The organism is Ureibacillus terrenus (assembly GCF_006569205.1).
GTDB lineage: Bacteria > Bacillota > Bacilli > Bacillales_A > Planococcaceae > Ureibacillus > Ureibacillus terrenus.
In genome coordinates this window covers 77,960-91,127 of sequence record NZ_VIGD01000005.1, presented here as the reverse complement: position 1 = coordinate 91,127, position 13,168 = coordinate 77,960, and the positions used below count along the sequence as shown (strand labels likewise).

The following is a 13,168-nucleotide window of genomic DNA, read 5'->3' as shown; positions in this document are numbered from 1 at the left end:
ATGAAATGTCATACAATTCCCAATAAATCGGCGCAGATTATCCAAAATCCGATATCTTTAAAAGAAATTCCGCAAAAGGGCGACCGTCAACACCCCGACGATTACAGTTTTCGATAAGCTTTTTGTCCAGATTGCCACGAGCAATGTCGGCACAAAGGCAACGGTATTTTCCAGGTTCAATGAGACGAACTTCCCTTCCGCATCCAGCAATGATTGAAAGACGAGGGAGCTCAAAATGCAGACAGGGATAAATTGCAGCCATCTCAGCACCACTTTCGGCAACTCGATATTCCGGACCAAAATGAACGGGATGACGCGGGGCAGCCATGTCACAAGGGCGCATCCCAATATCAATAAAAACATCGATAACGTTGTCGTCATTTTTCCGAAATCACCCCGATCGTCGCCGCGATGATCGTTGATAAAAGCACCGCCAAATGGCCGGGCATGAAATAGGAAAGAATGTATAATATGGCGAACACATAGCCGATCAGTTTTAAGGAAAGCTTGAGCCTATCCTTTGTTGTATTCGCCAAGTTCAGCACCAGCAGGGCAATAAACATCGCCACCAGGGCGTAATCAAGGCCCCACCGGTCCGGATTTGGAATCCAGTTTCCGACGAGCCCGCCCACAACACAGGCTGCAATCCATGTCAGGTAGGCGGTGAGATTCAATCCGTCCATCCAGCGGCCGCCAAGCTGTTTGTCCCTGCCCGCTTTCGTTACCGCCACCCCGAAGGTTTCATCCGTCAAAAGGGAGCCGAAGCCGACGTTGCGCAAAGCGGAATAGCGGGTGAAGTACGGGGCAACCGTCAAGGACATCAGGAAATGTCTCAGATTGACGATGAAAGTGGTAATGATGATGACGGACATCGGTGCCCCGGCCACGTACAATCCGGCAAAAATGAACTGGGCGCTCCCGGCATAGACCAAGGCGGAAAGCAGAAAGATTTCCAGAATGGACAGCTTCGAAGCGATTCCCACGACGCCAAAGGCAAAACCGATGCTGATGTAACCCAGCAAAGTCGGAATGCAGTCTTTCACCCCCTGGAAAAAGGAGTCGCCGGCAGACGTTTCCCTCATCTTCTTAAATTCTTTTGCTTCCGTTGTCACCCCACAACCACCCCTTTACAGCCAAAAATTATTTTTCATAACACAAACCGGCAAGATTGTGATTTGATGACATGCAACTTTATGAACACTTTCACGTCACTGTAAAAAAATTTGTATGTGTACTATAAGAAATAAAATTTTTATTAATCCGGGACCTGAGATTACCAATTAATGTTAAGAGCGTATATAATAGAATTGTCAGTATGCCTCACTGTGTTTTATATAGTATACATTTGTCTTTTAAAATAGACAATAGGGTGGAACAAAAAATGGAACAAATGAATCGGAATATTGGACTGCAATTGAAAAAAATTCGGAAAGAGCGGAGTTTAAGTTTGGATGATGTAGCAAAAGCTACTAATGTAAGCAAGGCTCAGCTTGCCCAAATTGAGAAGGGGGAAGCGAATCCGACCGTTTCCACCTTATGGAAGATTGCCGCGGGGCTGAAAATCTCCTTTTCATCCCTTTTGCAGCCGCCGAAGACCCTTTTTCAAAAATATCGTGTCGATCCTTCGACATATGTTTCCGAAGAAGATGGAAAATATCGCGTCTATTCCATCATCCCTTATGACCCGGAACGGGGCTGGGAATTTTACAAAATTGAAATGGACCCAGGGGTGGTACATAAAAGCGAATCCCATACCGATGGAGTGGAGGAAACGGTTACGGTCATCGAAGGACAAGCTGTTGTCCAATGCGGGGAATTGAGGGAACGTCTAAAGGAAGGGGAAACCCTTGTTTTCTCTGCCAATCAACCTCACCAATATGAAAATCCGACAGATGGGGTAACGACTTTACATTTAATTATTCAGTATCGATAGAGGTGTAACATGTGAGCGATTGGTTTACCGCCGAAAATATAGAAGCGTTGGAAGCACAATATAGGACCCTTGGACCGATCATCGGCATGCTTTTTCCTTTCCTGGAATCTTTTTTGCCGTTTTTGCCGCTTGTCGTTTTTGTTGTGGCCAATGCAAGTTCCCACGGCCTTTGGCTCGGTTTTCTCCTTTCCTGGGCGGGGACGGTATTGGGGTCGTATTCGGTGTTTTTGCTTGTCCGCAAATTCGGAAGCAACCCGAAAGTGAAAAAATTCATTAAATATAAGAAAATGCAAAAACTGATTCGCTGGGTGGATATGAAAGGCATTGCCCCGTTGTTTATATTGCTGTGCTTTCCTTTTACCCCGTCCGTTTTGGTCAATATCGTTGCCGGTCTTTCCAACATTAAGAAAAAGGTTTATTTAATCGTATTGGCGACCGGGAAATTTGTGATGATTTTTACGATCAGCGTGCTTGGATACGATGTCGGCGCCCTGGTAAGAAGCCCGATCAAACTGATCTTTGCCATAGCGGCCATTTTCCTGTTGTGGATCATCGGAAAAGGAATCGAAAAGTATTTAAACAAACGGGTGGAAAGGGAGTTAAAGGAGCTGTCCAGGCTGCGGAAACATAAAAAATTGAAAATGACTTACAAAGATTGAACAGAAGGGCAATCTTTGGCCAGGTCCCGAAAATAAAGCATTTTCGGGGCTTTTTTCATGGCAGGATTTTTTCGAATCTATGAAAAAATGTACTATAATATTTAAAATGCCAATATCAAGATCGAAAATTGAAGGGGGAGCCGCATGTCTTTACGAATTATCAGCGGACGGGCCGGTACAGGAAAAACGGCCTTTATTCACCGTGAAATTGTGGAAGAGGTCAAAGCGAATCCTTTTGGCCCGCCCATATATTTAATCGTTCCGGACCAAATGTCGTATTCGACGGAATACCAGTTGACCCACGATTATGATATTCAAGGGCTGATCCGCGCCCAGGTCATGACGTTCAAGCGTTTGTCCTGGTACGTGCTGCAGGAGACCGGCGGCATTGCCAAAGACAAGGTCGACAAAATCGGTTACCGCATGCTTTTAAGACGTTTGCTGGAAGAAAACAGGGACCGGTTCGTCCTTTTCCGCCAAGCGGCCGATAAGTTGGGTTTTACGGAAGAAATCGAAAAGATCATCAGGGAGTTTACACAATTCAATATTGACAGCAGCGCACTGGAAGACGCCGTTGCCGCATTCGAACTGAACGACGCCCCCCAAACGTTGATTGCCAAAACGAAAGACTTGCAAATCATCATGCGGGAATTGGAAGAAATTTTGGGGGATCGTTATGTGGAAGGGGACGGCCTGTATCCTTTCCTGATCCAGCAATTGCAGCATTCCGAAAAATTGAAGGATACCCATGTCTACATTGACGGATTTACGTTCTTCACCGTCCGGGAATTTGAAATCGTCAAGCGGCTGTTGTCCTTGACAAAACGGGTGACCGTTGTTACTCCGTTTGAAGATGAACATGATAAAGATGACGAGCAGGCGGTGTTTCATCGCGCGGCCGTGATGTACGACAAATTGCGGCAAGAGGCGACAAATTTGGGGATAGAAATTGAACCGAGAATACATATGGAGACAACGCGCCGTTTCCGAAACGGAGATTTGCAGCATATCGAGCGGGAGTTTCATAAGCCGGTGCCAAAAAGAATGAAAGCGGAAGGATATGTGCAAATCATTGAAGGAGCCAACCGGCGCGCGGAGGTGCACGGTATTGCCCGGGAAATAAAACGGCTGGTGCAAGAAGAGGGGATCCGTTACCGGGATATCGGGATTATGTACCGGCAGCCCGATTTGTACGACCCCCTCATTTCGACAATATTTGCGCAATACGACATCCCTGTTTTTACCAATGAGAAGAAACCGATGCTTCACCACCCATTGATCGAATTCAGCCGTTCGGTTTTGGAAGTCATCACGTCCCATTGGAAATATGAACCGATTTTCCGCAGCGTGAAAACCGATTTATTTTTCCCGTTGAAATCCGATTGGAAAGAGATGCGGGAGAAAGCGGATCTGTTCGAAAACTTCGTCATTGCCCAGGGCATCTACGGAAACCGCTGGATGCAGGATGAGCGCTGGATATATAAAAAATACCGCGGCCTGGAATTTGTCACAACAAGGCAGACAGATGAAGAATTAAAGGTTCAGGAAATCATCGATGAAATGAAAGGCTATATCCGGGAACCTTTATTGGAATTGGAAAAAGAATTGAAGAAAGCCAGCAATGGACGGGAAATCGCCTCCGCTTTGTTCCATTGCATGGAAAAACTGCAAGTATATGAAAAGCTTCAGGCATTGAAAGATCAGGATATTGAGATGGGCCGCCTGGAAGAGGCGATGGAGCATGATCAGGCATGGAACCAGTGGGTGAATGTGCTCGATCAATTTGCCGTGATGTTTGGCGATGTGCCTTTGACGCTTGAAGAAGCGGCGAAAATTTTGGATGAGGGTTATCATGCCCTCCACTTTTCCAAAATCCCGCCCGCCATTGACGAGGTGACGGTATCGACGGTGGAGTTTTCCCGGTTCGATAATATGAAGGTCGTCTTCGTCATCGGCATGAACGACGGGGTCTATCCGATGCGCATCGATTATGAAGGTTTGATCAACGACGGTGAACGGGAATGGTTCTCGAATATTGAAATGGAATTGTTCCCGACTTCCAAACACCGCTTGATGGAAGAAAATTTCTATCTTTATCGCGCTTTTTCTTCCCCGACGGACCGGCTATATGTCACCTATTCAAACAGTGATGAGGAAAGCAAGGCATTATTGCCGTCCCTTTATGTTCAAAAACTGCACAACTTATTTAAAGTGGATGGAGAGAACACGGTTCCTCACCACCGGATTTTCATCGATCCGATCGAAGAATGGGACGAAGATAAGGTGCTTTCCTACTTGCGCCATCCGAGAACATCCCTTGCATATTTGACGACGCAGCTGAAGCAGGCGGGAGCATCGGAACTTTCGCCGATTTGGAAAGCGCTCAGAGCCTTTTATGAACAGAGCGAAGAATGGCGGCCGCTCCTTCATTTCGCGATGAGGCCGCTCAAGCGCAAGAATGCCGCGGAACCGCTGGAACAGTCATTGTCGGAATCGCTCTACGGAGATTTGACGACAAGCGTTTCAAGAATCGAAAAATTTTACAGCTGCCCGTTCGCCCATTTTGCCACTTATGGCCTCCGTCTTCAGACAAGGCCGGAGTTCCGTTTGGAAACTTTCGAAATGGGCGATTTGTTCCACGCGGCATTGAAATGGATTTCCATGGAGACGAAGCGGCTGGATTTGCCATGGAATAAATTGTCCCGGGAGCAATGCGCGCAGCTCGCCAGGGATGCGGTGGAACATATTGTGCCTGCATTTTCCCATCAAATTCTATTAAGCAGCGCCCGCTACCGCTATATTCAACGGAAACTGACGCGCATTATCGAAAAAACGATGATCGCTTTGTCCCATCACGCCAAAAATTCATTCTTCAAGCCGATTGCGGTGGAAGCCGCTTTTGGCCCGAAGGAGCAATTGCCGCCCCTTGAAATCCCGCTAAAAAGCGGACGGAGGATGAAATTGCGGGGCCGCATCGACCGGATCGACCACGCCAAAGTCGGCGGAAAATCCTATTTGCGCATCATCGACTATAAATCTTCCGGCAGGGATTTAGATTTGAATGAAGTCTATTACGGCCTTTCCCTGCAGTTGTTGACATACCTGGATGTGGCGGTGGAAAATTCCTTCATTTTGCTGAAGGAAAAGGCATTGCCGGCCGGCGTCCTATACGTTCATGTGCAAAACCCTTTATTAAAAATCGAACAGGAATTAAATGAACTGCAGCTTGAAGAAGAACGGCTGAAAATGTACAAAATGAGGGGACTTTTGGCCGAGGATCAGGAAGCCGTCCTTGCGATGGACGAACGGTTGGAAGAGGACGGCAAGTCGATCATCATTCCGGTTTCATTGAAGAAAAACGGCGAGTTTTACAAAAATTCAAAAGTGGTGCCGCATGATGCAATGAAAGATTTGCGCCTGTTCGTCCGCAAAAAGCACCAGGAAGCCGGGGAGTCCATTTTGAGCGGAGACACTTCCATCCGGCCATATAAATTGAAGCAAAGAACGGCATGCGATTATTGCGAGTTCAAATCGGTCTGCCAATTCGATCCGATGGAAGGGGAATTTTTGCGGCTGCAGCCGGATTCCTCAGAAAACGTGATCGAAAAAATACGAAAGGAGCTGAACGCAGGTGAACCGGATTCCAACTAAGCCGAAAGATGCTGCTTGGACCGACGAACAATGGAAGGCCATTTGGGCGACGGGGCAGGATATTCTGGTTTCCGCCGCCGCCGGTTCGGGAAAGACGGCGGTCCTCGTCAACCGGATGATTGAAAAGGTCATCTCCGAGGACAATCCGATTGATGTGGACGAGCTGTTGGTCGTGACGTTCACGAACGATGCCGCCGCGGAAATGCGCCACCGGCTGGCGGATGCCCTTGAGAAGGAAATTGCGAAAGACCCGCATAATGACCACCTGCGCAAGCAGCTGAGTCTTGTCAACAAAGCGCAAATTTCCACATTGCACTCCTTTTGCTTATCCGTCGTCCGGCAATATGCCTATATGCTGGATATTGATCCCGGATTCCGCATCGCCAGCGAAGGGGAAATTTCTTTATTGAAAGATGACGTGTTAAAAGAAGTGATGGAAGAGGCATATAGCGCGGAGGATGATGAGGAAGCAAACCGGATTTACCGGCTGGTGGACAGTTTTACTTCCGACCGGGACGACCAGGAAATCGAAAAGTTGATCAATGATTTATATGACAATGCGCGGGTGCATCCGGAACCGGAAAAATGGCTTCAATCCCTTGTGGAACAGTATCACGTTCCGGACGGCGCGACAGTGGATGATTTGCCTTTCATCGGACATGTGAAAAACGCCATTGAATTCCAGCTGGAAGAAGCCCGTTCACAGCTAATGATGGTCAGAAAATATGCGCTGATGCCGGACGGTCCGGCACCTTACGGGGAAACGGCGGAATTTGATTTGGCGCTCATCGGGGAAGCCTTCCGCCGGCTCCGCTCTTCCTGGCAGGAAGCGTATGAATTCTTTTCCGGCCTCAAATGGAAGACCCTCGCGAGGGTGCCGAAAGATTCCTGCGATGAAGAATTGAAGAAGAAAGCGCAGGATAAGCGGAAAAAAGCGAAAGACATCATAGGCAAAATCCAGGAAACGTATTTTGCGCGAAAACCGGAGCGGCTCATCGAAGAAATCCGTCTGATGGCCCCGACGATTGAAACGTTGGTGGAACTGACGATGAAGTTCGGGAAAAAGTTCAAAGAGGCAAAGCTTGAAAAAGGCATTTTGGACTTTTCCGATATGGAGCATTATGCTTTGGAGATTCTTGCGGTTGAAGAAGAAGGGCAACTGAAACCGTCCCCTGTCGCTTTGGAGTTCCAAAAGCGTTTCAAAGAAGTGCTGGTCGATGAATACCAGGATACCAATATGCTTCAGGAGACCATTTTGCAGCTGGTCAAAAGCGGCGATGAGCAAAACGGCAACCTGTTTATGGTGGGCGATGTGAAGCAGTCGATCTACCGTTTCCGCCTGGCGGAACCGATGCTGTTTTTAAACAAATATTTGACGTTCGAGGAAGAACCGAAGACGAGCGGAATGAAAATCGATTTGAACGCCAATTTCCGCAGCCGGAAAGAGATTCTTCACGGAACCAACTATATCTTTGGGCAAGTGATGGGCGAGAAGGTCGGGGAAATTGTTTACGATGAGAAGGCGGCTTTGAAACCGCGCGCGCCTTACAATGATGAAAAGATGCCGGTGGAGCTGGTGGTCATTCATGAAGAACAGCCGGATGCTTCATCCGAAAACGGGATGGAAGAAGATCCGGAATTGCTTCTTGAAGAAGAAATGAAAAAATCCCAGCAGGAAGCCCGCTATATTATCGCCCGGATCCGGGAACTGATGGAATCCGGCGCCACCGTATACGATGCGAAGCAAAAGGACCCAACGAAGCGGATCCGTCCATTGCGCTACAGCGATATCGTCATCCTGATGCGTTCCATGACCTGGTCGAACGATATGATCGAAGAGTTCAAAAAGGCCAATATCCCGCTGTATGCCGAAAGCTCCCAAGGATACTTCGATTCATTGGAAGTCATGATCATGATGAATTTATTGAAGGTCATCGATAATCCATATCAGGATATCCCGTTGGCGTCGGTATTGAGAGCCCCGTTTGTGGGTCTTACGGAAAATGAAATGGCGATTATCCGGTTGGCGGAGAAAAATGCACCTTTTTACGAGGCGGTCAAAAAGTTTGTGGAAAATGAACATTCCGGCCTTGAAACCAAAACCCAGGCGAAGCTCGAAAGATTTTTAAGCCAGTTGAACACATGGCGTGATTTGGCTCGGCGGGGAAGCCTTGCCGATTTGATTTGGAGAATCTATTTGGATACAAAATACTACGAAATGGTGGGCGCGATGTCCAACGGCAAGCAGCGGCAGGCCAATTTGCGGGCCCTTCATGACCGCGCGTTGACTTTCGAAAAATCTTCCTTCCGAGGGCTGTTCCGTTTTTTGCGGTTCATCGACCGGATGAAGGCGCGGGGGGAAGATCTTGGAATCGCCAAATCCATCGGGGAAAAAGACGATGTCGTCCGTTTAATGACCATCCACTCTTCCAAAGGGCTCGAGTTTCCGGTCGTCTTTGTGGCGGGGCTTGGCAACAAGTTCAATCTGAAGGATTTCAATGAACCGTATTTGTTTGACCAGAAATTCGGGCTTGCCGTCAAAGCCATTGATCCGGATAACCGCATCATGTATACATCCCTGCCGTTTTTGGCGATGAAGGAAAAGAAAAAAATGGAATTGATCGCGGAGGAAATGCGGATTTTATATGTGGCGATGACGAGGGCGAAGGAGCGTCTGATTCTTGTCGGTTCCGTCAAAGATTGGCAAAAGGCGAGACAAAGCTGGTGCGAGATGCAGGAATTGCCTGCGGACGACATGCTGCCGGATTATGTGAGGGCAAGGGCGAAAAATTATTTGGATTGGATCGGCCCGGCAGTCAGCAGGCATGCATGTTTCAAAGAATTCAGCGACGGCTCCTATATACCGGTCGAACACCCGTCCGATTGGAAAATCAGCGTCATCTCCAATGAAGCATTTCTCATGAAACAGGAGGAAACGCAAGAATCGGAAAAGGAAGAACAAAGCTCCGAAGTGGATGAAACGCTGCTGGAAGAATTGAATCGCCGTTTTATGTACGTTTATCCTTTTGAAAAGGCGACGAAGAAGAAATCGAAAACGAGCGTTTCTGAAATGAAGCGCATTGAAAGCCTTCGCCAGGATGAAGAGACGGAATATGTGGAATATATGAAGTTGATGGCCAAAAACCGGAGCAAATCCCTTGTGAAACGCCCTCTGTTTTTGCAGGAAAAACAACTGACGGCCGCTGAAATCGGGACGGCGATGCATACGGTGATGCAGCATGTGCCTCAGCAAGGCTTCGAAAGGGCGGAAGAAGCATGTCAATTTCTTGAGGGACTTGCGGAAAAACAATTGATCACGGAGCAAGAGCTGCAAGCGATCGAAGTCGAAAAACTGCTGCAATTCTTTGAAACGCCGATCGGAAAGCGGTTCAAAAATGCCCATAAATTGTACCGGGAAGTGCCGTTTACCTTAAACATGAAAGACGGGGACGGCGATTCCCAAATCGTTCAAGGGATTGTCGATTGCTTGATGCAGGATGAAGAAGGAAAATGGGTGCTGCTCGATTACAAAACGGACCAAATTTTGCCTTCTTTTGCAGAAGAAGAGGCGCTGGTCCGGGAAATGGTGAAGCGCTATGGCGTTCAGCTGCGCCTTTATGCGGAAGCGGTGGAAAAAATCCTGCAAATCCGAGTGGATGAAAAGGTTCTCTATTTGTTCGATGCGGGGAAAGAGTTGCAGTTGGGTGCGTTGGTTTGAAACGGTTTTCTTGTAAGTTTTCTTTGAACATGATAGTTTTATGGTATTTAGGAGGTCAAAATGATGTTTCAACCAACGGCATTGAGTGAGAGAATCCATACCCTCGACATCATGCGCGGGGTGAGCCTGCTTGGCATTTTATTGGTGAATATTTTCGCCTTTTCCCTGCCGCTTCCTTATATCCTTGATTTGAATAACTGGTTTTCCGATTATCATGACAAGATGTGGTACCAGACCCTTGATATCTATGTACAGGGAAGCTTCTACCCGCTTTTCTCCATGCTGTTCGGATACGGTTTGGCGATGCAATGGATGAAGGCGGACCGGCTGGGGACGAATTTTTACCCTTTTGCGGCAAAGCGGCTTTTTGTGCTGCTTGCCATCGGGCTGTTGCATGCCTTTCTCCTTTGGTGGGGGGATATTATCACAATTTATGCGGTTTGCGGATTATTATTGATTTTATTTTTAAAGCTGGGCAGCGGATGGCTCTTGTCCATTGCGCTGATGATAAACGGGCTTTTCCACCTGCTCATGATTTCTGCATATGCCCTTTCAGGCATCGGGAACGAGGAGTTCGAAACATTCGTCGACCTGGGTTCCATCGAGGATGCGATTACGGCATACGGCATCGGGACTTGGACGGATGCTTTTGTCCAACGTTTGCATGATTTGGCCTTCCAAATGTCGCCATCGATGTGGTTCAGCGCCCTGTTTACGATCTTGCCGTATATGCTGATCGGCGCGGCGGCGGCAAAGCGGCGCATGGTGGAACGGGCGGAAGAGCTGAAATGGTTCTGGATCATATTGGCCGTGTGCTGCATTGCAGGAGGACTGTTTCTGAAAAGTTTTCCTTTCCATACAACGCGGACTTATCTGCTGGAGTACATCCGCGTCTACATAGGCGGACCGGTTCTGGCAGCCGGCTATGCGGCGGCCATTGCGTCCCTTTGCCTCATCCCGTTCGTCACAAAGCTCTTAAGCCCGATTGCCAAAGCGGGCCGCATGTCGCTGACCATCTATATCATGCAGTCGGTCATTTGCACGCTGTTATTCTATCATTATGGTTTCAGCCTTTATGGCAAAACGGATGTATCCATGTCAATCGTAATAGCCGTCAGCATTTATGTGTCCCAATTGGCTTTTGCCGAACTGTGGTTTCTCAAATTTCATCAAGGGCCGCTCGAAATGATCGTCAAACGCCTCGTTTATGGCAAAAACGTCAAGAAAGTCGAGCAATAACGAAGGATTTCATGTAATATGTTATTAATAATACAATTTGTGAAAATGAAAGGGAGCTATTACGCATGAAACTATTATCCTTTAAATTCAATAATCAGGTGAAATTCGGTCCAAAAGTGAAAAAAGAAGAAGCGGTATGGGATGTATTGGCGATCCAGGAAGCGTTTCAAGTGTTCCCGGCATTCCCGAAAACGATTATTGAAGGAATTGCATTAGGATATGATTTTGTCGAGAAGATTCGCCGATTGACAGAGGTTGCAGAAAAGTCGGAGCAAGCAGGAAAGTTCAAATTGTCTTTCACCGAAATTGAATGGCTGTCCCCCATTCCAAGAACGCCAAAAAATATTATCTGTGTAGCGAAAAATTATGATGAACATGCTAAGGAAATGGGAGGGGAAGCGGCTCCATCCGATTTGGTCATTTTCACAAAATCTCCGACAACGATCGCCGGCGATAACCAAGTTTTGCCGGTCCATGCGGATAAAACGGATTCCCTTGACTACGAAGGGGAATTGGCGGTTGTCATCGGCAAAGAAGGAAAAAACATTCCTGAAAAATTGGCATATGATTACATTTTCGGTTATACCATCGCCAATGATTTGACAGCCCGCGATGTGCAGGAAAGACATCAGCAATATTTCTTGGGAAAAAGCCTGGATGCGACATGCCCGATGGGACCTTACATCGTAACCAAAGATGAGATTCCAAATCCCCAAAATTTGGCGATTGTGACAAAGGTCAACGGGGAAGTCCGTCAAAACGGAAATACTGGCGATATGATGTTTCCGATTGACCGGTTGATTTCGATCATATCCCAATATGTTACCCTTGAACCGGGGGACGTCATTTTGACGGGAACGCCTAAAGGGGTCGGAAAGGGCATGAATCCTCCTCAATTCTTAAAATCCGGAGATGAAGTGAAAATCTCCATCGAAGGCATCGGCACATTGACGAACCGTTTTGAATAAGGAATTAATCGGGTAATTCTTTCAATTATATGGTGACAGGGGAGTTTTCCTCCGATATAAAGAATCCGCAATTCTATCAAACTTGCGGATTCTTTTTATATTTCTTAAAACTAATATAATCTTAAAAGAATTCTTATATTTGAATTATAATAATCCACATGATAGGATAAACATGAAATTAAAAATGAGGTGGGGGATTCATGGACTTTTTAACAAGCACTACACATTTGCACATTACTGCCTGGTTTATAGGCATTATCCTGTTTCTGATTGGCGCCCTTAAGCCGAATAAAGGGCTGCATATGGCATTGCGCGTAATATATCTTCTCATTATTGTTACCGGAGGGGCTTTGTTCATCAAAGCGATGGAATTTGGACAAAACTTGAATTATGGAATCAAACTCATTTTGGGCGTGCTGGTCATCGGGATGATGGAAATGATTCTTGTCCGCCGCTCCAAGGACAGACCGGCGACGGCCTTTTGGGTTTTATTTGCCATTTTTCTGTTTTTGACGCTGTTCTATGGATTCAAATTGCCGATGGGATTCCATTTCTTAGTTTGACATTAAACGGAAACGCAAAGCACCATGACCGTGCTTTGCGTTTCTTTATTGCAGGAAATGTTGAAACTGCGCGGTGATGGGCAAGTCTTTCGGGGCATGAGTTTAGGATGCGGGACGCGGATGTTTCATCAATGTTGAACCGGAAGCGGCAAGATGGAAATTTTTTCTCGATTCTTCTACAATGAATTTCAATATGGGACATTGATAAGGCTCCCGCTTTCTTTTTTGTATGCGGACTGGTGGAGCTTTTCACCGTTTTTGCAAGGGCCGGGACATTCCAGGAAAGGACCATTTTCCGGCTGATGAAAAGAAAGTTGGGCACGGAAAGAATCATCAATATATCTGTCACAATTTTGACAAAAAATAGTCGTATTTTCTAAAACTTTTCTGATTTATTGGAAGCGCTGTCCGTATTTTTGGTAAAATGTCGTTGATTG

The 13,168-nt window shown here is 46.9% G+C and carries 9 protein-coding genes; 7 read left to right on the top strand and 2 right to left on the bottom strand.

Annotated features, from left to right (window positions below):
* Positions 1–57 precede the first annotated feature (57 nt).
* Positions 58–381 carry an AzlD domain-containing protein gene (locus FKZ59_RS05280; RefSeq protein WP_141601705.1) on the bottom strand — a complete coding sequence of 108 codons (324 nt, stop codon included), beginning with the start codon at positions 379–381 and terminating at the stop codon, positions 58–60.
* Positions 378–1,082 (bottom strand): AzlC family ABC transporter permease, encoded by a 705-nt coding sequence (locus FKZ59_RS05275; RefSeq protein WP_141601790.1) that lies wholly within the window; start codon positions 1,080–1,082, stop codon positions 378–380. Before FKZ59_RS05275 ends, FKZ59_RS05280 begins: the two co-directional genes overlap by 4 nt.
* Positions 1,083–1,381: 299 nt before the next feature.
* Here FKZ59_RS05275 and FKZ59_RS05270 point away from each other — a divergent pair, with 299 nt between their 5' ends.
* The 7 genes from FKZ59_RS05270 (at position 1,382) to FKZ59_RS05240 (ending at position 12,731) form a co-directional block, all read left to right on the top strand.
* Positions 1,382–1,933, top strand: coding sequence for a helix-turn-helix domain-containing protein (locus FKZ59_RS05270; protein ID WP_141601704.1), 552 nt, complete (start codon positions 1,382–1,384; stop codon positions 1,931–1,933).
* A gap of 11 nt (positions 1,934–1,944) precedes the next feature.
* Positions 1,945–2,592, top strand: coding sequence for a TVP38/TMEM64 family protein (locus tag FKZ59_RS05265; protein WP_141601703.1), 648 nt, complete (start codon positions 1,945–1,947; stop codon positions 2,590–2,592).
* A 144-nt stretch (positions 2,593–2,736) separates the two neighbouring features.
* Positions 2,737–6,243, top strand: coding sequence for a helicase-exonuclease AddAB subunit AddB (gene addB / locus FKZ59_RS05260; protein ID WP_141601702.1), 3,507 nt, complete (start codon positions 2,737–2,739; stop codon positions 6,241–6,243).
* On the top strand, positions 6,224–9,961 hold the full coding sequence (gene addA, locus FKZ59_RS05255; protein ID WP_141601701.1) for a helicase-exonuclease AddAB subunit AddA: 3,738 nt from the start codon (positions 6,224–6,226) through the stop codon (positions 9,959–9,961). Before addB ends, addA begins: the two co-directional genes overlap by 20 nt.
* A 63-nt stretch (positions 9,962–10,024) precedes the next feature.
* The gene (locus FKZ59_RS05250) at positions 10,025–11,200 is read left to right on the top strand and encodes a DUF418 domain-containing protein (protein ID WP_328215530.1); all 1,176 of its coding nucleotides are present in this window, start codon (positions 10,025–10,027) and stop codon (positions 11,198–11,200) included.
* A gap of 65 nt (positions 11,201–11,265) precedes the next feature.
* Positions 11,266–12,168 (top strand): fumarylacetoacetate hydrolase family protein, encoded by a 903-nt coding sequence (locus FKZ59_RS05245; protein WP_141601699.1) that lies wholly within the window; start codon positions 11,266–11,268, stop codon positions 12,166–12,168.
* Between the two features lie 200 nt (positions 12,169–12,368).
* Positions 12,369–12,731, top strand: coding sequence for a YisL family protein (locus FKZ59_RS05240; RefSeq protein WP_141601698.1), 363 nt, complete (start codon positions 12,369–12,371; stop codon positions 12,729–12,731).
* The last annotated feature ends 437 nt before the right edge of the window (positions 12,732–13,168 follow it).